We start from the raw sequence: 23,761 nt of genomic DNA on the forward strand, positions 1-23,761 counted from the left end.
ATGAAAAACATTTAGTTTTTTCATTATTTTTCTTAAGGCACCTTAATATTTTTCTTAAGGCACCTTAATTATAACACAAAAAATGAAAACTATATGAAAAACATTTAGTTTTTTCATTATTTTTCTTAAGGCACCTTAATATTTTTCTTAAGGCACCTTAATTATAAAAAATATGATAAAAACTTAAGAAAATTCAACAAAATTTTAGGGAAAGTCAGAATAAGTCTACTCATTAACGATAATGATAAATCTATTGATAAACTTTGACATTTAATAGTGAACTGTAACTATTATTTCTAACTCGATTTCTCTATAAAAGAGGAAAAACCAGCGTCTTTTGACGCTGGATAAAAGCTACTTAGATCATTTAACAAGAAACTAAATTGCTTCTGTAACGAAGCTACGGCTTTCAAGTACCTTAAGCATAGCATCCGCTGTATCTAGGGCTGTAAAGAGTGGTACACCATGTTCGATAGCTGAACGGCGGATTTGTTCACCATCTTCATCAGCAGTTCGCTTGGTTCCGACAGTATTGATGATCGCTTGGATTTTCCCTTTACGAACATAGCTTGGGATATCCTGTTCATCGTCACCAATCTTACCAACAGGTTGGGCTTGAAGTCCATGACTGGCAAAGAAGGCTGCTGTTCCTTGAGTCGCAAGGATACCATAACCAATATTTTGGAAACGACGAGCCAAATCCAAGGCTTCATCTTTGGCATCATCAGCGATGGTAAAGACAACATTTCCAAAGGTTGGCAAGTGCAGGTAAGAAGCTTCAAAAGCCTTGTAGAGAGCTTTTTCCAAAGTAGTATCAGAACCCATGACTTCCCCTGTTGACTTCATTTCAGGCCCGAGCAAGCTATCTACCTTAGCTAGTTTCGTAAAGGAGAAGACAGGCGCCTTGATATGAACGCGAGTGCTTTCTGGATAAAGTCCATCTTGGTAACCAAGTGCTTCAAGACTTTGACCAAGAATGAGCTTGGTCGCCACTTGAGCCATAGGAATATTGGTTACCTTAGAAAGGAATGGAACCGTACGGCTGGCACGTGGATTGACCTCAATAACATAGACTTTTTCATCCTTGATGACAAACTGAATGTTCATCATTCCGAGACAGTTAAGGCCGATGGCTAGTCGTTTGGTATAGTCTGCGATGGTCTCCTGAACCTTTTGCGACAAGGTTTGTGGTGGGTAAACGGCCATTGAGTCACCTGAGTGGACACCGGCACGTTCGATATGCTCCATGATACCAGGGATGAGAACATTTTCTCCATCTGAGATGGCATCCACTTCGCACTCTTGTCCAACAATGTAAGAGTCAACAAGAACTGGGTGGTCTGGACTTGCTTTAACGGCTGTACGCATGTAAGAACGAAGATCTTCTTCGTTTTCTACGATTTCCATAGCACGTCCACCCAAGACATAAGATGGGCGAACGAGGACTGGGAAACCAATCTTGCGAGCTGCAAGCACCGCCTCTTCTTCATTTGTTGCCGTTTGTCCTGGTGGTTGTGGAATATCCAAGTCTTTGAGGGCTTGCTCGAAGAGGTCACGGTCTTCGGCACGGTCTAAGTCAGCGACTTGCGTACCAAGGATGGTCACACCTGCTTTTGCCAATGGCTCTGCAAGGTTGATAGCTGTTTGACCACCAAATTGAACGATAACGCCTTTTGGTTGCTCCAAGTCAATAACATTCATGACATCTTCGAATGTTAATGGCTCAAAGTAAAGTTTGTCTGATACCGAGAAGTCTGTTGAAACGGTCTCTGGATTTGAGTTCATGATGATAGCTTTGTAACCAGCTGCTTGGATAGCCTTAACAGAGTGAACGGTTGCGTAGTCAAACTCAACCCCTTGACCGATACNGATTGGACCTGAACCTAGGACAAGAACGGATTCCTTTTCAGATTTGATAGACTCATTTTCCCAGCCATAGGTTGAATAGAAGTATGGTGTTTCAGAGTCGAACTCTGCCGCACAGGTATCGACCATCTTGTAAACTGGGATAATCTTGCCTTCCAAGCGAAGTTGGCGAACTTGGTCAGCTGTCGTTTTCCAGAGTTCAGCAATCTTACGGTCTGAGAAACCATTGAGTTTGGCTGTTTTCAAGACTTCTAAATCTTGTGGATGGGCACCCAATTCCTGCTCAATTTCAAAGATGTGCAAGAGTTTATCCAGATAGAAGATATCAATCTTAGTCAATTCAGCAATTTCTTCTGGAGTATAGCCACGGCGAATGGCTTCTGATACGTAGAAGAGACGGTCATCTTGGGCTTTAACAACTTTTTCAATCAAGGCATCATCAGAAACGGTTGCAAGTTCTGGCATTTCATTGTGGTGAACGCCAATTTCAAGTGAACGACATGCCTTGAGAAGTGACTCCTCGATGTTGCGACCGATCGCCATGACTTCCCCAGTCGCTTTCATCTGAGTCCCAAGACGACGCTCACCTTTTTCAAACTTGTCAAATGGGAAACGTGGAATCTTAGCAACGACGTAGTCAAGGGCTGGCTCAAACATGGCATAAGTTGAACCTGTAACTGGGTTGATGACCTCATCTAGGGTTAAACCAACTGCAATCTTGGCAGCCAATTTGGCAATCGGATAACCAGTTGCCTTAGAAGCAAGCGCTGACGAACGCGATACACGAGGGTTTACTTCGATAACATAGTACTTGAAGCTATGTGGATCAAGGGCTAGCTGAACGTTACATCCACCTTCAATCTTGAGGGCGCGGATAATGCTCAAGCTCGCGTCACGAAGCATTTGGTTTTCATAGTCTGACATGGTTTGCGCAGGAGCAAATACGATAGAATCCCCTGTGTGAATCCCCACTGGGTCAAAGTTTTCCATGTTACAAACAACGAGGGCATTGTCAGCTGAATCGCGCATAACCTCGTATTCGATTTCCTTGAAACCAGCGATTGAACGTTCAATCAAACATTGGGTAACAGGTGACAGTTTCAACCCATTTTCAGCGATTTCACGCAATTCTTCCTCGTTGGCACACATACCACCACCAGTACCACCTAGGGTAAAGGCTGGACGGACAATGACTGGGTAACCAATTGTCGCTGCAAAGGCAACTGCTTCGTCAACTGTATTAACAATTTCAGATTCTGGAATGGGTTGTTCCAATTCTTCCATCAACTGTTTAAATAGATCACGGTCCTCCGCTTGGTCAATGGCAGATAATTTGGTACCTAGAAGTTCTACTCCTAGCTCATCTAGGATACCATTTTTAGACAATTCCATGGCCATATTCAGCCCTGTTTGACCACCAAGGGTTGGAAGCAAGGCATCTGGACGTTCCTTACGAAGAATACGCGTTACAAACTCAAGTGTGATTGGCTCAATATAAACCTTGTCCGCAATCTCCTTGTCCGTCATGATAGTTGCAGGGTTTGAGTTCACCAAGACAACCTCATAACCTTCCTCTTTCAAAGACAAGCAGGCCTGGGTCCCAGCGTAGTCAAACTCAGCAGCTTGACCAATAATAATCGGACCAGAACCAATCACCATAATTTTTTGAATATCAGTACGTTTAGGCATTTATAAGATATTAAGGGCGTCAAGGGGACAAAGCTAAAATAGGAGTTATAACGAAGAACCATCAGTTCTAGGAATAACTATCTTTTTAGCACCGTCCGTAGCCCGTATTCAGTTCAGCAAATACGGACCACCCTTCTCCTTTCTATTCGGCAACTCTCGGGTTGCCATTAAATAAATTCTCCGACGAGCTCTTTTACTCGTTCTTAGTTTGATTGTTTAAAAGCTTCCATCATTTCGATAAATTCATCAAAGAGGTAGCTAGCGTCGTGTGGACCAGGAGCTGCATCTGGGTGGAATTGTACAGAAAAACCTGGTTGGTATCTGTGACGTACACCTTCAACTGACTTATCATTGATTTCTTCGTGGGTGATAATCAAGTGCTCTGGCAAGTCCTCACGGCTAACTGCATAACCATGGTTTTGGCTGGTGAAGTCTATACGTCCTGTAGCAATCTCACGTACCGCGTGGTTAAATCCACGGTGACCAAATTTCATCTTGTAGGTCTTAGCACCGTTTGCCATAGCAAAGAGTTGGTGTCCCATACAAATACCGAAAATTGGAATTTTCCCTTGCACACCACGAATCATGTCCAGTGCTTCTGGAACGTCTTCTGGGTTACCTGGACCATTTGACAACATAACTCCATCAGGATTGAGGTGGAGAATTTCTTCTGCTGTTGTTGAATACGGAACAACCGTCACGTTACAGTTACGCTTAGAAAGTTCACGTAGGATTGAGTGCTTGAGTCCAAAATCCACTAGCACCACGCTCAAACCAACTCCAGGAGCTGGATAGGAAGTTTTAGTAGAAACCTGTTTGATATTGTCTGTCGGCAGGACTGTTGCTTGCAGCTGGTCCGTCACATGGTCCATACTGTCCCCAACATGGGTCAAGGTTGCACGCATAGTACCATGCTTACGGATAATCTTGGTAAGTGCACGCGTATCAATTCCTGAAATCCCTGGAATTTTCTTGGCTTTCAAAAATTCATCCAACGTCATTTGGTTGCGCCAGTTGCTAGCTCGACGTGCTTCTTCAAAAACGACAACTCCCTTACAAGTCGGAATAATGGATTCGTAATCATCACGATTAATTCCATAATTTCCCACCAAAGGATAAGTAAAGGTCAAGATTTGTCCATTATAAGACTGGTCTGTAATGGACTCTTGGTAGCCGGTCATACCTGTGTTAAAGACGATTTCGCCTGTTACATCAATATCTGCTCCGAAGGCCTTGCCTTCAAAAACTGTGCCATCTTCTAATACTAGAAGTCTTTTTGTCATATTTTCACCTCTCGTGGACGCTCACTGGCGTCTTTTAACGTCTTGTGTTTTAATTGGCGTTTCTACTCGCCAATACGGATTCTAAGATTGCCATTCGAACAAAGACACCGTTGGTCATTTGTTGGACAATGCGTGATTTTGGCGCTTCAACCAAGTGGTCAGCAATTTCCACATCTCGATTAACTGGAGCTGGGTGCATGATTATTGCTGTTTCTTTTAAGCAATCATAACGTTCTTGAGTCAAACCATGTTGGGCATGGTAGTCTTCTTTTGAAAAGACTGCACCGCTATCATGGCGTTCATGTTGAACGCGGAGCAACATCAAAACATCCACCTGATTAACAATCTCATCAATAGTTACAAACTGTCCATAGTCCGCAAACTCTTGACTTCTCCATTCCTCAGGTCCTGCAAAGAAAAGTTCAGCTCCCAAGCGTTTCAAAATTTGCATATTGGATTTGGCAACACGTGAATGATCCAAGTCACCTGCAATAGCAACCTTCAGACCCTCAAAGTGATCAAATTCCTCATAAATGGTCATCAAATCAAGCAGGCTCTGACTAGGGTGTTGACCTGAACCATCTCCACCATTGATAATGGAAGTCGTAATGGTTGGACTCGCAATCAATTCTTTGTAATAATCGACCTCTGGGTGACGAATCACACAGACATCTACACCAAGCGCAGACAAGGTTAGGATTGTGTCATACAGTGTCTCACCCTTGTTTACTGAGCTGGTCTTCACATCAAAGTCCAGTCGCTCCAGCCCTAGCTTAATCTCTGCCACTTCAAAGGACTTATGTGTCCGTGTAGAATCCTCAAAGAAAAGATTTGAAACAATCGGATGGTCTTCATAAGGAAGCTGGGCTCCATTTTTAAACTCAATTCCTCGCTTAATCAATTTCATCACTTGATCGACAGTGAGGTCTTCCATGGACACCACATGGTTCAATGCTTGTTGATTTTCTGACATGGCTACTCCTTCAGCTTTCTAAGCTTCTTCAGTAATCAGAACTCTGTCTTGGCCATCAAGTTCTGTCATCTCTACGATGATTTCTTCAGAACGACTGGTTGGGATATTTTTCCCAACGTAATCTGGACGGATTGGCAATTCTCTATGTCCACGATCTACTAGCACCGCAAGACTCACGCGCGCAGGACGACCATGTCCGACAATGTTATCGATAGCAGCACGGATGGTACGACCTGTATAAAGCACATCATCCACCAAGATAACTTCACGGTCTGTCACATCAACAGAAATCAAAGAAGTATCTTTCCCGCTTTTAACATCATCACGGAAAGGTTTGGTGTCCAATTCCACAACAGGAACAGTGATATTTTCCAACTGCTCCAAGCGTTCTTTGATACGATGAGCGATGAAAACACCACGCGTTTTTATCCCAGCTAGGATAATCTTATTCAAATCTTTATTGCGCTCAATAATCTCATAAGTAATTCGCGTAATCGCTCGTTTGACAGTCAATTCGTCTACAACTTCTTTTGTCTTCATGACAAACCTCCAAAAAGAAAAGTCTCCTTCTACAAGGAGACTTGAAATGTATAGCCAAGCGAGCCCTACTATAAATAGTATAGACTTCACCCTTCTACTTTATCGCGCTCCTTGCCTGCCTCACGGGACAGGTTTAAAGGACTATTTAGTTATCATTTAATATAGCACAAAGCACCCTTAAAATCAAGCAAAAACTTTTTCAGAGCCCCCTCAGACATTACTAAAATCATATAATTGGGGATAGTGGTCACATTCTGGATTTTTGGGATGGCAAATAGCTCGTCCAAAGTAAATCATGGCCTGGTGGGCTGCTAACCACTCTTCTGGTGGTAGAACGTCCATGACACGTTTTTCTACTTCAAGTGGCGTAGCTGATTTTTTAACGATATCGTGATGCTTACAGATACGCTCCACATGGGTGTCCACTGCAAAAGCAGGAATTCCAAACCCCACACTCAGTACTACATTTGCTGTTTTACGACCAACACCAGCTAGACTTTCTAATTCCTCTCGAGTCTGAGGCACTTGACCATCAAAATCGTCTAGTAACTGTTGGGCACATTTTTTAAGAAATTTAGCCTTATTTCGATACAGTCCTAGACGGGAAATATGTGAAGCAATTTCACTTTCAGTCGCGACAGACATGGCTTGAGGCGTTGGAAAGGCTGCAAAGAGGCCTGGTGTGGCCTTATTTACTGCGGCATCTGTGGTCTGGGCTGACAACATCACTGCAACCAAGAGTTCAAAATGATTGGTAAAATCAAGACTAGGCTTAGCATCTGGAAAAAGGGCAATAATTTCCTCTATGACATGTCGGGCACGTTTCTTGGATAAAACCATCTACTCGTCTCCATCAGACAGTCCTTGCAAGCCAGCAAATGGACTGTTTTCTTCTTTCTTGACTGCTTGTTGGGCTTGGTATTCATCTTCAGTCATGATTTGCCAGTCATTTCCTGACACAAAACCTTGGCCCGCCTCTTCTTCTGCCGTCAAGACCTTGATTGGAATATTGAGCAAGATATTATCTGCTACGCTCTCAGCAAGGCCGATTTCCCCATTTTCGATAGGCAAAACTAAGTCATCATCTAGAACTTCCTGGTCCAGTTGGTTGGTCGCTCCTTCCATGAAAACTTCTGTGACTGGATAAGATTCAACTAGCTCAACTGGCTCCATACTGCGACTTGAAGCAAGGACAATGGTATAAGATAACTGATAATCTAAGAAATACATACGGTCTTCGTATTGTACTTTCCCAACTGCAAGGATATCTTTTACATCTAAAATTTCTTGATTACGTGCATGCAGGTCTGCAACTAGATCTAAAGTTTGTTCAAAATGCAAGCCTTCAGACTGCTTGCGGATCTCTTGAATATTTAATTTCATACTTCCTCCATAAAGATTTACTCTCTTGATTATACCATGAAAAGGCTACAAATCAGCCCACCAAACTTTGTAATTAAATTTCGATTTTTTAACATATTTACTATGACATTTTTATTTTTTAGTGCTATACTATAGGAAATAATACATCAGAGCAAGGAGGATGCTCATATGGAAGACAAAGAACTCATTACTAATGCAACCCAACTCCTATCCGAGTTAAATAAAAGTTTCCAAAGCTGCAACCAGGGTACGGCAGATGATATTCGACTGCAAGAGCTGCTAAATTCTACTCTGCAAGAGCTAAAAAAAGCGGAAAAGTTGAACAACAGTATCTTAATAGACCTTGAGAAATTTTACCAACGTACCAGTCTTCTGATAGGTCTCGGTAGCCTAAAACTAAACGATCAAGCACGTACTGCTTGGCGCAACTATGACAAGTTCCATTACGAGCATGTCAAACACGTACTAACTCTTTATGGACCTGTTTTCGGATTTTAGAGATTAGAATTGTCAGTTTTCTGTTGACAAAATATCCTTAAAGGTATAGGATAGAGGTACTAATACTCGGAGGTAAGGGAGACATGAACAACTAAGTCTATCAGATAAAGAACCTTTATTTAGTAGATCTTGTTTTTGTCTCTTTTTGTGTGCTCTTTTATGCTCTTTTTCTGGCATTCTATACTCAATGAAAATCAAAGAGCAAACTAGGAAGCTAGCCGCAGGTTGCTCAAAGCACTGCTTTGAGGTTGTAGATAAGACTGACGAAGTCAGTTACATATATCTACGGTAAGGCGACGCTGACGTGGTTTGAAGAGATTTTCGAAGAGTATTAATAGAGTTTTTTTGACATAAACTTTGGCTCTACTAGGTAAAGTAGAGCTTTTTGTTATGCACTATTGGACATTCTAGAAAGGGCAACAATATGATAAAAATCAATCATCTGACCATCACTCAAAACAAAGATTTACGTGATCTTGTCTCAGACTTAAGCATGACTATCCAAGACGGGGAAAAAGTAGCTATTATTGGAGAGGAAGGAAATGGCAAATCAACCTTACTTAAAACTTTAATGGGGGAATATTTGTCTGATTTCACTATCAAAGGAGACATCCAGTCTGACTATCAGTCACTGGCCTATATTCCTCAAAAACTTCCCGAGGAGCTGAAAAAAAGATCTCTACATGACTACTTCTTTCTAGATTCTGCTGATTTAGACTACAGCATTCTTTATCGTTTGGCGGAGGAGTTGCACTTTGATAGCGACCGTTTTGCTAGCGACCAAGAAATTGGTAGCCTCTCGGGGGGCGAATCTTTGAAAATTCAGCTCATCCACGAGTTAGCCAAACCCTTTGAGATTCTATTTTTGGATGAACCTTCAAATGACCTAGACCTTGAGACGGTTGATTGGCTAAAAGGTCAGATTCGAAAGATTAGGCAAACTGTTATTTTCATTTCCCATGATGAAGACTTTCTTTCTCAAACGGCTGATACTATTGTCCACTTGCGACTGGTCAAGCACCGCAAAGAAGCGGAAACGCTAGTCGAGCATTTAGACTATGATCGCTATAGTGAGCAGAGAAAGGCTAGTTTTGCAAGACAAAGTCAGCAAGCTGCTAACGACCAGAGAGCCTATGACAAAACCATGGAAAAGCATCGTCGCGTCAAGCAAAATGTAGAAACTGCACTTCGAGCTACCAAAGACAGTACTGCTGGTCGCCTATTGGCTAAAAAGATGAAAACAGTTCTCTCTCAAGAAAAACGCTTTGAAAAGGAAGCTCAGTCCATGACCCAAATGCCACTTGAAGAGGAACAAATCCAACTTTTCTTCTCAGACATCCAACCATTACCATCTTCTAAAGTCTTAGTCCAACTGGAAAAAGAAAATTTGTCCATTGGCGAGCGTATTTTAGCTCAGGAGTTACGACTAACTGTCCGTGGCCAAGAAAAAATCGGTATCATCGGACCTAATGGTGTTGGGAAATCAACTCTGTTAGCCAAGTTGCAAAAACTGCTAAGCGACAAAAGAGAAATTTCGCTTGGTTATATGCCACAAAACTACCATGAAACATTGCAACTGGATTTATCCCCCGTAGCCTTTCTCAGCCAGACAGGGCAAAGAGAAGAATTACAGAAAATCCAATCTTTCTTAGCTAGTCTCAACTTCAGCTATCAGGAGATGCACCACGAGATCCGCTCCTTATCTGGCGGACAACAAGGTAAGCTACTCCTACTCAATCTGGTCTTACGGAGACCAAACTTTGTTCTCCTGGATGAGCCTACAAGAAATTTTTCTCCCACTTCTCAACCCGAAATCAGAAAACTCTTTGCCTCCTATCCAGGAGGTCTGATCACTGTTTCACATGATAGACGCTTCTTAAAAGAGGTTTGTACGAACCTCTATCGTTTGACAGAAGAGGGTTTGGAAGTTGTTGATTTACAAGATTTTTAGATTTTAAACATAGCAAAAATCCAGAGAGATTTCTCTGGATTCTTTTTACATCTGTTTCAAGCGTTCGATTCGTTCTGAGATAGGTGGGTGGGTATAAAAGAGTTTTTGAAGTCCCCCACCTTTCTTAGGATCATTGATGTACAGAGCACTGCTGGCATCATCGACATGGTGGTGCATTGGCTCGCTATTGTCCAACTTGCGCAAGGCATTGATCATCCCTTGAGGATTGCGGGTCAGCTCCGCACTGGATGCATCCGCTAGAAATTCTCGCTGACGAGAGATAGCTAGTTGTACTAAGGTTGCTGCAAGAGGTGCTAGAACAATGGCTAAAAGCGAGACAACAAGCATGATAATCTCCAAACCATTTCCATCACGATCATTATCACTCCGTCTGCGACCAGCGCCTCCCCACCACATCATACGACCTGCCATACTAGACAGAAGGGTAATGGCACTGGCAAGGGCGACAGCAATGGTCGAAATGCGGATATCGTAGTTTCGGATATGACTGACCTCATGCCCCATAACAGCTTCCAATTCCTCGCGATTCATGATAGCCAGAAGACCTGAAGTGGCTGCAACTGCTGCATTCTGCGGATTCGAACCTGTTGCAAAGGCATTTAAAGAAGAATCCTCAATGATGAAAACACGCGGCATGGGAATCTGAGCGACCATGGCCATATCTTCCACTACATGGTAGAGGTCTGGTGCTGTTTGCTCATCAACCTCACGCGCCCCATTCATAGACATGACAATCTCTGTTGATTGAAAGATCATGGTCAGAGCGTAGATAAGACCGATAATCAAGGCAATTATCATACCCCCAAGACCTGAGCGCATGAAGAGATAACCAACCGCATAACCAACCAAGGTCAAGAGTAGGAAGAAAACTAGCAATAAAATCCAAGTTTTTCGTTTATTGCTCGCAATTTGATCAAACAACATCTTAGTCACCTAAACCACTAAAGTCAACTTTAGGAACTGCCTTTTCCTCTTCAGGTGTTTGAAGGAAGTCTGCAGCTTTAAAGCCAAATAGTCCTGCGATGATGTTACTTGGAAAGCTTTCAAGTTTTACATTGTAGTTGCTGACAACACTGTTGTAGAGTTGGCGGGAGTAAGAAATTTTATTTTCTGTATTGGTCAACTCTTCTTGCAATTTGATAAAGTTAGCGCTAGCTTTCAAGTCTGGGTAATTCTCTGCTACTGCAAAGATACCAGAAATCTGGCGGGTAAGGGCATCACTGGCCTTCATCGCTTCAGCTGGTGAAGTTGCTGCGGCTACTTGTCTACGAAGTTCTGTCACTTTTTCCAAGGTAGAACCTTCATATTTGGCATAGCCTTTGACTGTTTCAATCAAGTTTGGGAGGAGATCATTACGACGCTTCAACTGAACATCGATCTGGCTCCAAGCCTCCTTGGTCTGCATACGATTTTTAACCAAACCGTTATAGCTAACAATCACAAAAATAACAATCAGAGCCAAAACTCCAAGAATAATCCAAGTCATAATCTTATTCCTTTCTGCTTTTAGATTACTACCAGTATATCAAAATTTTAATGAATATGGTAAAATAAGATGATACTAGAGAAGGAAACTACTATGAAACCAGAAACATTTTACAGCCTACTAGCTGAGCAAAATCTTCCACTTTCTGACCAGCAAAAGAAACAATTTGAACGCTATTTTGAACTCTTGGTGGAGTGGAATGAAAAGATTAACCTGACTGCTATTACAGACAAAGAAGAAGTTTATCTCAAACATTTTTATGATTCGATTGCACCCATCCTGCAAGGTTTGATTTCAAATGAAACTATCAAACTTCTTGATATCGGGGCTGGGGCAGGATTTCCTAGTCTGCCTATGAAAATTCTCTATCCACAGCTGGATGTGACCATCATTGATTCGCTCAATAAGCGCATCAACTTCCTTCAACTATTGGCTCAAGAGCTGGATTTAGATGGTGTTCACTTCTACCATGGACGTGCAGAAGATTTTGCCCAAGACAAGAACTTCCGTGCCCAGTTTGATATGGTGACGGCTCGTGCGGTTGCCCGTATGCAAGTCTTGTCTGAGCTGACCATTCCCTATCTTAAAGTCGGCGGAAAACTATTGGCGCTCAAGGCCAGCAATGCTTCTGAGGAATTGCTAGAAGCAAAGAATGCTCTCAATCTCCTCTTTAGCAAGGTAGAAGACAACCTCAGCTATGCCCTACCAAATGGAGATCCGCGCTACATCACTGTGGTAGAAAAGAAAAAGGAAACACCTAACAAGTACCCAAGAAAGGCTGGCATGCCCAACAAACGCCCACTTTAAACAATGGTGCGTCCTTGTTTAAAGTTCAGAAAACAATTTACAAAACGGACCTCGCTCTCACATTTCTAGGCTCGGGGAAAAAATGATTTACAAAATCATTCCTCGCTCTCGCATTTCTGGGCTCGGGAAAAAATGATTTACAAAATCATTCCTCGCTCTCGCATTTCTGGGCTCGGGAAAAAATGATTTACAAAATCATTTTTTTCTGCTATACTATCACAAGCAAAGGTTTTTAATGTCATCCTGTGAGGTGACGAAGGCGCAGATTTATATAAATTTTTAAAAGATAGCTATTTTTTAAAAAGTCTTACTCTGAGGGCCTATTGCTGTAAAATAATGGGCTCTTTTTTGGTGCCCAAAAGTGAGGTTTTTATGAAACAGGAATCAACTGTTGACTTGTTACTAGACGTTGATCAACGTCCTTCTGCTGGTAAAGGTATTCTTCTCAGCTTCCAGCACGTATTTGCCATGTTTGGTGCAACCATTCTCGTTCCCTTAATTTTGGGAATGCCTGTATCCGTTGCCCTCTTTGCATCTGGTGTCGGAACCTTGATTTATATGGTTTCAACTGGCTTTAAGGTTCCAGTTTATCTAGGTTCTTCATTTGCCTTTATCACGGCTATGTCTCTAGCCATGAAAGAAATGGGGGGCGATGTATCTGCCGCTCAAACTGGGGTTATCCTGACTGGTTTGGTCTATGTCCTTGTAGCAGCAAGTGTTCGTTTTGCAGGTACGAAATGGATTGACAAACTCTTGCCCCCAATCATTATCGGACCTATGATTATCGTTATCGGTCTTGGTCTTGCTGGTTCTGCTGTAACGAATGCTGGACTTGTAGCAGACGGAAACTGGAAAAACGCCCTTGTAGCCGTTGTTACGTTCTTGATTGCTGCCTTCATCAATACAAAAGGAAAAGGTTTCCTTCGTATCATTCCTTTCCTCTTTGCCATCATCGGTGGTTATATCTTCGCTATGATGCTTGGTTTGGTTGACTTTACCCCAGTCCTTCAAGCCAACTGGTTTGAAATTCCTGGTTTCTACTTGCCATTTAGTACAGGTGGTGCCTTTAAAGAGTACAACTTGTACTTTGGTCCTGAAACCATTGCTATCTTGCCTATCGCTATTGTAACCATTTCAGAACACATCGGAGACCACACAGTTTTGAGCCAAATCTGTGGCCGTCAATTCCTAAAAGATCCAGGTCTTCACCGTACGCTTCTCGGTGACGGTATCGCGACATCTGTATCAGCCTTCCTCGGTGGACCAGCTAATACGACTTACGGCGAAAATACAGGGGTCATCGGGATGACTCGTATCGCTTCTGTCTCTGTTATCCGTAACGCAGCCTTTATCGCCATTGCTCTTAGCTTCCTAGGTAAATTCACTGCCTTGATTTCAACCATTCCAAATGCTGTGCTCGGTGGCATGTCCATCCTTCTCTACGGAGTTATCGCCAGCAATGGTTTGAAAGTTTTGATTAAGGAACGCGTTGACTTCAGTCAAATGCGTAACCTCATCATCGCAAGTGCCATGTTGGTACTTGGACTTGGTGGGGCTATCCTCAAACTTGGTCCAGTAACCCTTTCAGGTACTGCCCTATCAGCGATGACAGGTATCATTTTGAATCTGATCTTGCCATACGAAAACAAAGACTAATCTTATAGATAGCAAAAATCCACTCAACTGAGTGGATTTTTTATTTATGCTTACTTTCCAGCAGTAAATCTTTCAAAGAAATGATAGTCACTGCAAGCAGAATCATGGCCATACCAACAAAATCAATCGCATAGAATTGCTCCTTCATAATTAAAAAGGCAAAGAAAACAGCTGAAATAGGCTCTATGGAAGCTAATAAACTAGACTTAACAGGGCCTATCAGACTAGCTCCCTTTAGGAAAGCTGTATAGGCAAAGACCGTTCCAATGATGATAATCCCAGCAAATGCAAAGAGAAAATCTAAGCTAGTCGGTATGCTGGTCTGTAAGACTCCTGTGAAAGGAATAGCCACTACACCAGAAATAACCATCCCGACACCAATCACCGAAATACTGCCCCATTTCTTAATCAAAGCGATGGGAAGGATAATATAGAGGGCATAGGTTAGGGCAGAAAAGAGGCCCCAGAAAAGTCCAGCAGGTGTGACAGACAACTGGTCGACTTCCCCATGCGTCGCGATAAGAAAAGTTCCTCCAATTGCTAAACCAATCGAAATAATCTCAGCCAGAGTAGGCGCCACCTTGTCCTTGATACAAGTATAAACCAAGATCCCAACGGGGCATACATACTGGAGAACTGTCGCCGTGCCAGCATTGGTTTCCTGAATGGCAGAAAGATAGGCAAACTGGTTTAAGAAAAGTCCAAACAAGGCAAACAACAGCAGAGATAAAAGGCTTTTTCTGTCTTTTAAAAAAGCATAGAGTTTATCCTTTGCAGTCATATAGGATAAGACTACCAGTGCCAAACCTGCAATGATAAGCCGCAGATTGGTCAAGACTAGAGCAGAAATCCCGTGTGCCATCAGGTATTGGGCACTGGTTCCAGACAAGCCCCAAGCAATCCCTGCCACTACTATATACAGAGTTCCTTTTACGGTTTTTGACATTCTTCTCCCTACTCCTCTTGACGAATCATTTTCATGACTTGATTTCGATCGACTATCCACTGGGCACGCTCATCCTTTTCATACGTTCGATTGGACAGAAAGATGGCAGCTTCCTGCTTCTCCCGATTCCACATGATAAAGGTACCTGTATAACCCGTATGGTCGAGCCAAGCTCCCTCCAGATTCCATGCTAAAGACCGCTCCTTATCACCTAATGGAGAAAAATTTCGGCACAAATCTGCTGCAAAATCATCTTTCAAGTAATGTTCCAGAAAGATTTGCAGATCCTTAACAGTCGAAAACAAACCAGCACTTCCAGCGTGCTTCCCTAATAGACGAGCTTTGGGATCGTGAATGATTCCGGCCTCCACTCCTCTCACTGTTGGTACAGCAACCTCAACGGGACCAAACATCGTTTCCTTCATCCCCCATGGTTCCAAAACTTGTTCTTCTATAATCTGATCCAAATCTTGGTCAAAGATTTTTTCCAAAACAAATCCCAGGAGTAAAAAGTGCACGTCCGAGTATAGAAAGGCTGGCTGACTTCGTCTGTTGAGGTGAAACATGGCTTTTCTCAATTTCTCTGCATCTAACCTGTCTCTATTTGGAATAAAGGGGTCTAAGTCTGTAGCATGAGTCAGAAGTTGCCGTATAGTGATATCAGGATAATCACACTCCGGTAAAAAATCCGTCACCGGTCGATTAATATCTAATTTGCCCTGCTGCCACAAGAAGGTAAAAACCGTCCCCACTCCCACAACCTTACTCACACTAGCCAGATCATAAATCAAACCGCTTTCTGTCTTCAAGCCCTGTTCTGGATCACTCAATCCTAGATAAGACTCTTTCCATTCTCCGTCCTTAAAATACGCAAAAGAGGCCCCGGGATAGACCCCTGCCTCGATTTGATTTTCTATTTTTCTTAGAATTTTTTCCAACTTCATGCTTCTTCAAACCACAATTCGATGTTATTGGTATCTTTACCAAGGAAGAATTTTTCAGACTTAGGGATAAAGTAGCCTGTCTTTTCAAATTTCTGACGAAGACTGGTTAGATCAAAATTTCTTACTAAAAATTTCAACATCGTCAAATCCCAAGTGACATTGTTTTCAACAGCCAAATCTGCTCCTTGCCCTTTAGTAAAGGTGATTGCTTGTGCTACTCCTTCAGGATCAAGTAAGCTCTCTGTCCCCTCAGGCAAACGCAACTCCATAGAAACCTCAAATTGGCTCAAGTATTTTATACCTGTATTTGAATAAAATTCAGGAACAGTTTCCAGTGGAACCAAATCTCTTATATCATTTTCTGCATGAACAAGGATCACATCCTCTTCAGGAGAAACAATCTCAAAAGCATATCCACGACTTCCTTTAAACAAGCGAGGAAGTGACTTCATTTGAGAAAGAAGGGCCTCGATTTCGGAAGGATCCTCAACCTTTATCAAGAGCCTAGCTAGCTTCTTAAGTCCTTCAACTCTGCGAGTTCGCATGCTTGGAGCCTCTTCTAAAATCAATCTCTCCGTACCCGTCTGGTCGCCTAATGAAAGAAAGGCAGACTCTTCTAATAAGGGTTTCATCCCCAGAGTTTCAATGTAAAATATCTCATTTAATTTTCGATTATTAACTTTCAAAGTCGGAATGATCCGAACAATCTCATTCACATCCATAAATTCCTCCAACTATTTTATTTTAAAGGATTTTCGAATATTTTACAAGCCATATCTATTTTATTTAGAAATTTTATAACAAAAAAACTGGGATTCCCCAGTTTCATTTCTTATAGGTAAAGTAGTTTGAATAGTGCTACTGCTGCAATACCCGCTGCAATTGGAGCTACAACTGGAACCCATGCATACCACCATTTTGAATCACCCTTGTGTTGACCAAGAACTGATTTTGGAAGAAGTTCGTGAAGAAGACGTGGTCCAAAGTCACGAGCTGGGTTCAAACCAGGTCCAGTAGGTCCACCGAGTGAAGTTACCAAGGCCATTACTAGGAAACCAAGTCCTAAATGAGCTACTGAAAGACCTGCTGCTGTGTGTGGTGCTATTTGAGCTTTGATAGCTAATTCAGAGAAGTCAACTGTTTGATTAGCCTGCGTTGCCATTTGCTTCATGTATTGCATTACTTCTGCACCAAAAAAGTTTTTAGTCATTCCTAGGGCTGCAAAGAACAAAATAAACGAACCGACAAACTCATTGATAAAACCATTTACACTTGCTGCGAAACGTGATTCTTTTGTACCGTGATCAACATTTGAAATCGTTGAGAAAGTACCCAAAATGTTATTAGAATTCTCTGTTTTCAAGTAGTAAGGACGGTGAGTTGCAACGACCATAGCTTGACCAAAAATCGCTCCTAAAACTTGCACAAGGATGTAATATGGTACTTGTTCCCAAGGGAAAAGTCCACTCACAGCAAGTCCAAGTGTGAAAGCTGGGTTGATGTGGTTACCAGATACATTACCGAACATCAAGGCTGGGATCATAACCCCCATACCGTAACCAACCGCGATAACGAGCCAGCCACTTTGGTGACCTTTCGTACCTTTAAGTTCAACGTTAGCAACTGCACCATTACCAAGAATGACCAAAATGGCAGTTCCCAAAAATTCAGTGGCATATTTAATAGCCCATGTAAAATCCATTTGATAGATTCTCCTTAATTTTTTTAGACAATCCTTATTCTATCAATTTTTAGACCTTTTAGCAACAGATTTTCTAAAAGAATCTATGGAAAACGCTTTATTTAACTTATCTTTAAGAAAAGGACAAAAGAAGTCAAACTCCCTTCATCCTTTTCGTTACTCTTGACGCTGACCAAAGTCTGCAATCATCTGCTCCATCTCTTGGCGACTCGGAGTGGTCAGCATATAAAGGTAGTCCCCTTGTAGTTCTGCAAAGGCTGCTGGCATGATTTTTTTAACCTTGAACTGCTGGCTGTATTTGGCAAGAAGAACCTCTTCTGAATAAATATAGTTAGCATTAGCACGACGTGATGTAGCTAAACAGTATTGAGATTCAAACTCTGATGCTGGGAACTCTTCTCCTGCGACAATCGCTGCATAGCCACGATAGAGGTCCAAGGAATGAGCAAAGTTATAAACGTCAATGGTAAAGCCACCTGCAGGACGGTTATTGTACTCAATGGCAATGTAGTCGTCCCCGTCACGGAAAAACTCGATATGGAAAAAGCGTTCTTTCATACCAAATTCCTTGACAATGGCCTCACCATACTTGCGCAGTTTTGGATCCATATCCTTAAGCACATAGTAGGAATTGTCCATCTTATAAATCATGAGATCAAGTGGTGTATGGGCATAATCGAAAGTCGTTGAAAAGACGATGTTGCCATCCTTGTCCACAAGTCCGTCAAAAGTACAGATTTCGCTAGAAGTAACAAATTTTTCAAAGAAATACACGGTTGAATGATCCCATTCAGCCTTAAAGTGATTTACATCTTCTTCTGTCTCAAGCTTAAAGGTTGCTGCCGCCCCCACCCCATTATCAGGTTTGGCAATCAATGGTAAACCGATCTCCTCCACAGCCTGAGCTACATCGGTCTCTGTTTTAATCACTGCTCCCGGAACAACAGGTACTCCTGCCTTTTGGAAATGTTTCTTCATTTCAGACTTAAACTTGGTCTTTTTGAGGTCATCTGGTTTGGCACCAAAGACATTGAATTGCTCACGAAGGGCTGCGTCTAGTTCAAGCCAGTATTCATTGTGGGACTCGATGCGGTCAATTGGTCCATGCTTGTAGAAAAGAAAGGCAACTGCACGTTTGACTTCGTCTATGTTCTCAAGATTGTCCACACGGAAATACTCGGTTAGGCTATTGCGCAAAGGTTCATCTAGTTGTTCGTAAGGCTCCTGACCAATTCCCAAAACGGTGATGCCTTTATTAGCTAGCTCGATGGTAAACTGTTGAAAGTTTTGTGGATAGTAGGGTGAAATAACAAGATAATTCATAGGCAACTCCTTTTATAGATTCATGTGACCAAGGAAATAAGGCATTTGTTTACGCCACCAATCCCAGTCATGGGCAACATCATGTCCCCACTCAGCAAACCAGGCAGGGATTTGTTTCTTGTCAAAGGATTCTTTCAGTTTGTAGAAGGATGGCAGACCATCTTGTTCCCAAGCACCGAGGCCCGTACAGACGACAATCTCCGCCTGACGGTAACGATCGATAAACCATCCGTCATTCTGATTCCAGATATAGTCTACAGGCGAGTTTTGATAAATGGCATCGTCATTGTAGTAATCACCGACAAAGAAACGTGCGTCGTAAACACCGCTGAGAGCAATCACTTTGGTAAAGACATCTGGATGCTGGAGGAAGAAATTGAGTGCATGGTAAGCCCCCATCGAGCAACCCGTAGTCATCATGCCATCAACCCAACCTGTCTTATGCTTGATAAAAGGAATAGCCTCCTCAATCACATAGCGTTCGTAAGCTCGATGCATCTCCGCTTGGTCATGATTATTTTTCCAAGTGGCCAACCAGCTCTCACTGTCAACGCTGGATAGGGTAAAGAATTGAACACGACCTTCTTCGATAAAGGAAGCACAGGCATCAATCATGCCAAAATCATAGTATTCATTGTGACTACCACCAGATGAAGCAAAAACAACAACTGGAATCCCAGCATGCCCATAACGGTTGAGGTACATTTCACGGTTGAGGTGGCCACTCCAATGGCTGAGGTTTTCAATATGCATATTTTCTCCTTTCTTAACTTACCATTTCTCTGCAAAAAATCGGAGACAGTCTGGTAAATTTTCCGACCAAGGTATTTCACTATGGATAGCACCAGACTGAACTTTCAAGACAAGATTATCCAAATGTACTCCACCTGCAATCAAATCATGGTAGTAGCGAAGCGATGAGTCGATATAGGCTTGCTTGATATTGCCAGCCATCAAGGTCTTGTCCGTATCGTCTGCTTCTTCTGTTCCCACATAGATGAAAATGCGCTGTTCAGGCGATAATTTCTTGCGCTCGATATAGCGGTTAAAGGCTTCTTGGTGAAGCCAGTTAGCAGATGAAAAAACACCTAGACAACCAATTCGATCTTGGTACTCTAGTCCGATAAACTGGGTGATATTGCCTCCTAGTGACGAACCAATCATAGCCGTGTGCTGGCGATCAGCTTTGGTACGATAGGTTTCATCGATAAAAGGCTTGACCACCTCCATGACAAACTCGGCATACTCCACACCCTTACCGCCAAACTGCTGCCCTGGTATAGGAGATTCTTGAAACTTCCAAGCCGCATACTCATTCATCCGTCCCATACCATCATTGTCGATGGCAACGACAATCATGCGACTGATGTCTGGATTTCGCTTAATGGCTGGAATAATTTTCCAAGAGTGTCCGATATAAGACTCCTTGCTGTAAAAGACATTTTGCCCATCATGAAAGTAAACTACAGGATAAAAACGGTCTGTGTCTTTCTCGTAGTCCTTTGGCAGGAGCACACGCACACGACGCTCTTTTCCTGTATAAGGAACCTTAAGTTTGTGTTCTTTCATTTTTAAGTAAAAGTAGGAATGATTCATTGTCAGAAAACTCTCTATATTCAAAATTTTATCTCATTATACCATAAAAATAGAAAAAAAGTCAGTAAATGTCCATTTTAAGGATAAATAACTAACTTTTTTCATTTGTTTTTCTGAATTCTTCTGGATTTTCTGATTAGAGGAGATTGTCAATCAAGTTATCAACTTCATCTTTTTTAGCTTGAGGTGTAATCTCAGTAATCATAATCCCTGCCACTGCTCGCTCAACCAAGCCTTCAACATCCANGCGTGCTTCATACTGCTCAGCATTCTTAATCTTAGGATTGGTCTTAGGACGGTCAGGAGCAAAAATAGTACAGCAATCTTCAAAAGGCTGGATTGAAATTTCAAAGGTATCGATTTCCTGAGCGATGTCAATGATTTCCAACTTGTCCATAGTAACCACAGGGCGGATGATAGGGGTGTTGGTCACAGCGTTGATAGCCTGCATGCTCTCCAGGGTTTGGCTTGCCACCTGACCAAGACTTTCCCCATTGATGATAACCAAACCATTTCGTACCTCACGGATACGGTCGGTAATTCGCATCATCAAACGACGGGTCAAGGTCATGAGGTAGGCTTCTGGCGCTTTAGCCTTGATTTCCTCTTGAATCTCTGTGAAAGGCACTTCGATAAACTGGATATTGCCACCAAACTTGGTCAATTTACGGGTCAAATCTTGAGCCTTCTTGAGAGCGCCTGGACTCGTGTAAGGTGGGCTGGCAAAGTGAACGGCCTCGATATCCACTCCACGTTTAAGGGCTAGATAACCTGCTACAGGCGAGTCAATCCCTCCTGACAACATGAGCATCCCCTTACCAGAAGTACCCACAGGCAAACCACCTGCTCCTCGAATAGTCTCATAGGAAAGATAAGCTGCTTCCTCACGAATCTCCACCTGAAGATTGATGTCCGGATTTTTCATTTTAGCTTGGACATTTGGAATAGCTTCGAATACAGCTCCACCAAGTGTTTGGTTGAGTTCACGACTGTCGAGTTCAAAGTTGTGGTCGCTGCGCTTACTAGAAATCTTAAAGGTCATGCCTTCCTTGTAGATATCTTTCATAATCTCTTGGACAGCAGACTTCAGAACTTCTACAGACTTTTCGACCTTATATACTGGAGAAAAATTCTGAATCCCGAAGACTTGTTTGAGAGATTCTGCAACTGCTGTGTAGTCGGCTCCATTCAGGTAAGCGTGGGCACGGTCGCGATCAGCGGTTACCTTAACTTGGGGATAGATGGACAAAACGTCCGAAATATTATTGCGAAGTTTATTGATGAAACGCATGCGGTTTTTGCCCTTGGTTGATAACTCTCCGTAGCGAATCATAATTTCTGAATACTGCATGAATGCTCCTATCTTACTTTTCTAGTTTGATTGTAAATTAATTTTAGCTTGGTCAAGAATTGCTCGACCTGACTCATATCATTTTCAAGATCTAGGCTAAGACGCACAGCTGACTGGGCTTTATCTTTGTCCACTCCCATGGCAATCAAGGTCCCCGCAGGTTTTCTAGCCTTGGATGAACAAGCCGAAGTTGTGGAAATGAAAATGTCATAGTCTTCAAAGGCGTGAACGATGACTTCACCACGAACACCCTTAATCCCAAAAGTCAGGATATGAGGGGCAAAGTCTTCCTCAGCTGAAAAGATAAAAACATCTGGATAGTCCAAAAGCGCTTGACGAATGACTGATCTCATCTGCCCTGTCTTATTAGTAAAGATATCTAACTTTTCCATAGACAAACNGAGGGCCTTGGCTGTCGCTGCAATCCCTGCCACATTTTCAGTTGTCGAACGATAGTCTCGCTCCTGACCACCACCAGTCAACAGAGGCGTAATTTTCTTACCAGACTTGATATAGACAAAGCCAACACCTCTGACACCATGAAACTTATGACTCGAAAAGGTCGCAAAATCCACTCGATCTGTCAGATATTTTTCAGTCGGAATCTTAGCGAGTGCCTGAACTGCATCAACGTGGAAGGAAATAGTTGGCTTGTCTGCCAAAAGTTCTGAGATAGCCTCAATAGGCTGAATAGACCCAATTTCATTGTTTACTGCCATAATGGAAACGAGGGTCGTATCAGGTCGTATCAAAGCTCCTAGAGCCTCAACATCCACAAACCCTTTCTCATCAACTGGAGCAACTTCCACCTCAAAACCTTGACCTTTCAGCCAGAGGGCTGATTCCTTGACTGCTGGATGTTCAATGGCTGATACGATGATGTGCTTGCCAAACTGGGCTTTTTCAAAGGCCACACCTTTGATGACCCAGTTATCTCCTTCTGTTCCACCAGAGGTAAAGAAGATTTCATCACTCTTCTTGCCAATCAAATCTGCAATTTGCTGCCGGGAAGCATCTAAAATTCGTGTCGCCTGGTCTCCCAAACGATGGAGGCTAGAAGGATTTCCTACAATTTTCGAAGCGACCTGCGTATAGGTTTCAAGTGCTTCAGGATAAGGCTTGGTCGTTGCCGAATTATCAAAGTAGATCATGTTTTCTCACGCTTTCTAAAATCACTTCTTCTATTGTATCATGAAACGAAGCTTGCGACAAGAAAGGGCAAGTCCTCTTTTTTTTAAGATTTTTTTAAAGAAATGAGGTATAATAAATCATAATTAAAGGAGAGTATCATGTCTAACTATCATAGAACTTCAAAACCAAAAACTGAGCATATCAAAAAAGGGTTTACTGTCTTTCAAAAAACGATTGCTACCATCGGTAGTATCCTTGGCCTAATCACCGCTACTATCACTATCATGAACGCCATGGACAATAACAAAAACAACAAAAAAGAACCGACGACAACCCAAACAACTGTTGTCAAGGAAATTCAAAAAGAATCCCCTCAGGAGAATACTACTCCTAATAAGGACAACACTTCTACTAAAGAAAATATCTCGCAAGAAGAAACTCCTCAATCCAATAAAAAGGAAGAGCAAAAAGAAGAGAAGAAAACAACAACTCAGGATTCTTCTACACCTTCCTCAACAAAAGAAACAAGCGATAACGGAACACAGTCAAATACGACGAGTTCTGAAACTAAAACGAACCAGTAATCACAAAAATAACTTCTTTCCAAATTTGGAA

General features: G+C 42.3%; 22 protein-coding genes. 5 read left to right on the forward strand and 17 right to left on the reverse strand.

Annotated features, from left to right (window positions below; all coding sequences use genetic code 11):
- Positions 1-378: 378 nt before the first annotated feature.
- The 6 genes from carB to D8847_RS07000 form a co-directional block, all read right to left on the reverse strand.
- Positions 379-3,555 (reverse strand): carbamoyl-phosphate synthase large subunit, encoded by a 3,177-nt coding sequence (gene carB, locus D8847_RS06975; RefSeq protein WP_125841086.1) that lies wholly within the window; start codon positions 3,553-3,555, stop codon positions 379-381.
- A 203-nt stretch (positions 3,556-3,758) separates the two neighbouring features.
- On the reverse strand, positions 3,759-4,838 hold the full coding sequence (locus tag D8847_RS06980; RefSeq protein WP_125841087.1) for a carbamoyl phosphate synthase small subunit: 1,080 nt from the start codon (positions 4,836-4,838) through the stop codon (positions 3,759-3,761).
- Between the two features lie 49 nt (positions 4,839-4,887).
- A complete protein-coding gene (locus D8847_RS06985; protein WP_125841088.1) occupies positions 4,888-5,811 on the reverse strand; it encodes an aspartate carbamoyltransferase catalytic subunit in 924 nt (307 codons plus the stop codon).
- Positions 5,812-5,829: 18 nt separating this feature from the next.
- Entirely contained in the window at positions 5,830-6,351 is a 522-nt protein-coding gene (gene pyrR, locus D8847_RS06990; protein WP_125841089.1) for a bifunctional pyr operon transcriptional regulator/uracil phosphoribosyltransferase PyrR, read from the reverse strand.
- A 210-nt stretch (positions 6,352-6,561) separates the two neighbouring features.
- Complete coding sequence (gene nth, locus D8847_RS06995; RefSeq protein ID WP_000244435.1) at positions 6,562-7,191, reverse strand: endonuclease III; 630 nt, start codon at positions 7,189-7,191, stop codon at positions 6,562-6,564.
- Entirely contained in the window at positions 7,192-7,734 is a 543-nt protein-coding gene (locus D8847_RS07000; protein WP_125841090.1) for a YceD family protein, read from the reverse strand.
- A 168-nt stretch (positions 7,735-7,902) separates the two neighbouring features.
- On the opposite strand from D8847_RS07000, the gene D8847_RS07005 reads away from it, so the two are divergent.
- Both D8847_RS07005 and D8847_RS07010 read left to right on the forward strand, forming a co-directional pair.
- Positions 7,903-8,232, forward strand: a complete 330-nt coding sequence (locus D8847_RS07005) for a helicase BlpT (RefSeq protein ID WP_125841091.1) — start codon at positions 7,903-7,905, stop codon at positions 8,230-8,232.
- A gap of 424 nt (positions 8,233-8,656) precedes the next feature.
- Positions 8,657-10,183 (forward strand): ATP-binding cassette domain-containing protein, encoded by a 1,527-nt coding sequence (locus D8847_RS07010; RefSeq protein ID WP_125841092.1) that lies wholly within the window; start codon positions 8,657-8,659, stop codon positions 10,181-10,183.
- 45 nt (positions 10,184-10,228) lie between these two features.
- On the opposite strand, the gene htpX is transcribed toward D8847_RS07010, so the two are convergent.
- Together htpX and D8847_RS07020 are read right to left on the reverse strand one after the other, a co-directional pair.
- Positions 10,229-11,128 (reverse strand): zinc metalloprotease HtpX, encoded by a 900-nt coding sequence (gene htpX / locus D8847_RS07015; RefSeq protein WP_125841093.1) that lies wholly within the window; start codon positions 11,126-11,128, stop codon positions 10,229-10,231.
- Position 11,129: 1 nt separating this feature from the next.
- A complete protein-coding gene (locus D8847_RS07020; protein WP_000219838.1) occupies positions 11,130-11,690 on the reverse strand; it encodes a LemA family protein in 561 nt (186 codons plus the stop codon).
- Positions 11,691-11,783: 93 nt separating this feature from the next.
- On the opposite strand from D8847_RS07020, the gene rsmG reads away from it, so the two are divergent.
- Entirely contained in the window at positions 11,784-12,497 is a 714-nt protein-coding gene (gene rsmG, locus D8847_RS07025; protein ID WP_125841094.1) for a 16S rRNA (guanine(527)-N(7))-methyltransferase RsmG, read from the forward strand.
- 372 nt (positions 12,498-12,869) lie between these two features.
- On the forward strand, positions 12,870-14,153 hold the full coding sequence (locus D8847_RS07030) for a uracil-xanthine permease family protein (RefSeq protein WP_185757934.1): 1,284 nt from the start codon (positions 12,870-12,872) through the stop codon (positions 14,151-14,153).
- A 40-nt stretch (positions 14,154-14,193) separates the two neighbouring features.
- On the opposite strand, the gene D8847_RS07035 is transcribed toward D8847_RS07030, so the two are convergent.
- From D8847_RS07035 to D8847_RS07075, 9 genes are all read right to left on the reverse strand, one after another.
- The gene (locus D8847_RS07035) at positions 14,194-15,099 is read right to left on the reverse strand and encodes a DMT family transporter (RefSeq protein WP_125841096.1); all 906 of its coding nucleotides are present in this window, start codon (positions 15,097-15,099) and stop codon (positions 14,194-14,196) included.
- 8 nt (positions 15,100-15,107) lie between these two features.
- A complete protein-coding gene (locus D8847_RS07040) occupies positions 15,108-16,043 on the reverse strand; it encodes a serine hydrolase domain-containing protein (protein ID WP_125841097.1) in 936 nt (311 codons plus the stop codon).
- On the reverse strand, positions 16,040-16,765 hold the full coding sequence (locus D8847_RS07045) for a CppA N-terminal domain-containing protein (protein ID WP_125841098.1): 726 nt from the start codon (positions 16,763-16,765) through the stop codon (positions 16,040-16,042). Before D8847_RS07045 ends, D8847_RS07040 begins: the two co-directional genes overlap by 4 nt.
- A 110-nt stretch (positions 16,766-16,875) precedes the next feature.
- On the reverse strand, positions 16,876-17,745 hold the full coding sequence (gla, locus tag D8847_RS07050; RefSeq protein ID WP_000348119.1) for an aquaglyceroporin Gla: 870 nt from the start codon (positions 17,743-17,745) through the stop codon (positions 16,876-16,878).
- A 156-nt stretch (positions 17,746-17,901) separates the two neighbouring features.
- A complete protein-coding gene (locus tag D8847_RS07055; protein ID WP_125841099.1) occupies positions 17,902-19,068 on the reverse strand; it encodes an ATP-grasp domain-containing protein in 1,167 nt (388 codons plus the stop codon).
- Between the two features lie 12 nt (positions 19,069-19,080).
- Positions 19,081-19,821 carry an esterase family protein gene (locus D8847_RS07060; RefSeq protein ID WP_125841100.1) on the reverse strand — a complete coding sequence of 247 codons (741 nt, stop codon included), beginning with the start codon at positions 19,819-19,821 and terminating at the stop codon, positions 19,081-19,083.
- Positions 19,822-19,839: 18 nt separating this feature from the next.
- Positions 19,840-20,664 (reverse strand): alpha/beta hydrolase, encoded by an 825-nt coding sequence (locus D8847_RS07065; RefSeq protein ID WP_001016814.1) that lies wholly within the window; start codon positions 20,662-20,664, stop codon positions 19,840-19,842.
- A gap of 136 nt (positions 20,665-20,800) precedes the next feature.
- Positions 20,801-22,015 (reverse strand): tRNA uracil 4-sulfurtransferase ThiI, encoded by a 1,215-nt coding sequence (thiI, locus tag D8847_RS07070; RefSeq protein WP_125841101.1) that lies wholly within the window; start codon positions 22,013-22,015, stop codon positions 20,801-20,803.
- Between the two features lie 8 nt (positions 22,016-22,023).
- Positions 22,024-23,166 (reverse strand): cysteine desulfurase family protein, encoded by a 1,143-nt coding sequence (locus tag D8847_RS07075; protein ID WP_125841102.1) that lies wholly within the window; start codon positions 23,164-23,166, stop codon positions 22,024-22,026.
- A gap of 138 nt (positions 23,167-23,304) precedes the next feature.
- On the opposite strand from D8847_RS07075, the gene D8847_RS07080 reads away from it, so the two are divergent.
- Entirely contained in the window at positions 23,305-23,730 is a 426-nt protein-coding gene (locus D8847_RS07080; RefSeq protein WP_125841103.1) for a DUF6556 family protein, read from the forward strand.
- The last annotated feature ends 31 nt before the right edge of the window (positions 23,731-23,761 follow it).

Source organism: Streptococcus mitis, from assembly GCF_003942795.1.
Taxonomy (GTDB): domain Bacteria; phylum Bacillota; class Bacilli; order Lactobacillales; family Streptococcaceae; genus Streptococcus; species Streptococcus mitis_BJ.

What these genes read in the sequence shown, in the direction of transcription:
- D8847_RS06980 (WP_125841087.1), bottom strand. Translation starts at nt 4,838, where the DNA reads ATGACAAAAAGACTTCTAGTATTAGAAGATGGCACAGTTTTTGAAGGC.
- D8847_RS06985 (WP_125841088.1), bottom strand. Translation starts at nt 5,811, where the DNA reads ATGTCAGAAAATCAACAAGCATTGAACCATGTGGTGTCCATGGAAGAC.
- pyrR (WP_125841089.1), bottom strand. Translation starts at nt 6,351, where the DNA reads ATGAAGACAAAAGAAGTTGTAGACGAATTGACTGTCAAACGAGCGATT.
- nth (WP_000244435.1), bottom strand. Translation starts at nt 7,191, where the DNA reads ATGGTTTTATCCAAGAAACGTGCCCGACATGTCATAGAGGAAATTATT.
- D8847_RS07000 (WP_125841090.1), bottom strand. Translation starts at nt 7,734, where the DNA reads ATGAAATTAAATATTCAAGAGATCCGCAAGCAGTCTGAAGGCTTGCAT.
- D8847_RS07005 (WP_125841091.1), top strand. Translation starts at nt 7,903, where the DNA reads ATGGAAGACAAAGAACTCATTACTAATGCAACCCAACTCCTATCCGAG.
- D8847_RS07010 (WP_125841092.1), top strand. Translation starts at nt 8,657, where the DNA reads ATGATAAAAATCAATCATCTGACCATCACTCAAAACAAAGATTTACGT.
- htpX (WP_125841093.1), bottom strand. Translation starts at nt 11,128, where the DNA reads ATGTTGTTTGATCAAATTGCGAGCAATAAACGAAAAACTTGGATTTTA.
- D8847_RS07020 (WP_000219838.1), bottom strand. Translation starts at nt 11,690, where the DNA reads ATGACTTGGATTATTCTTGGAGTTTTGGCTCTGATTGTTATTTTTGTG.
- rsmG (WP_125841094.1), top strand. Translation starts at nt 11,784, where the DNA reads ATGAAACCAGAAACATTTTACAGCCTACTAGCTGAGCAAAATCTTCCA.
- D8847_RS07030 (WP_185757934.1), top strand. Translation starts at nt 12,870, where the DNA reads ATGAAACAGGAATCAACTGTTGACTTGTTACTAGACGTTGATCAACGT.
- D8847_RS07035 (WP_125841096.1), bottom strand. Translation starts at nt 15,099, where the DNA reads ATGTCAAAAACCGTAAAAGGAACTCTGTATATAGTAGTGGCAGGGATT.
- D8847_RS07040 (WP_125841097.1), bottom strand. Translation starts at nt 16,043, where the DNA reads ATGAAGTTGGAAAAAATTCTAAGAAAAATAGAAAATCAAATCGAGGCA.
- D8847_RS07045 (WP_125841098.1), bottom strand. Translation starts at nt 16,765, where the DNA reads ATGGATGTGAATGAGATTGTTCGGATCATTCCGACTTTGAAAGTTAAT.
- gla (WP_000348119.1), bottom strand. Translation starts at nt 17,745, where the DNA reads ATGGATTTTACATGGGCTATTAAATATGCCACTGAATTTTTGGGAACT.
- D8847_RS07055 (WP_125841099.1), bottom strand. Translation starts at nt 19,068, where the DNA reads ATGAATTATCTTGTTATTTCACCCTACTATCCACAAAACTTTCAACAG.
- D8847_RS07060 (WP_125841100.1), bottom strand. Translation starts at nt 19,821, where the DNA reads ATGCATATTGAAAACCTCAGCCATTGGAGTGGCCACCTCAACCGTGAA.
- D8847_RS07065 (WP_001016814.1), bottom strand. Translation starts at nt 20,664, where the DNA reads ATGAATCATTCCTACTTTTACTTAAAAATGAAAGAACACAAACTTAAG.
- D8847_RS07080 (WP_125841103.1), top strand. Translation starts at nt 23,305, where the DNA reads ATGTCTAACTATCATAGAACTTCAAAACCAAAAACTGAGCATATCAAA.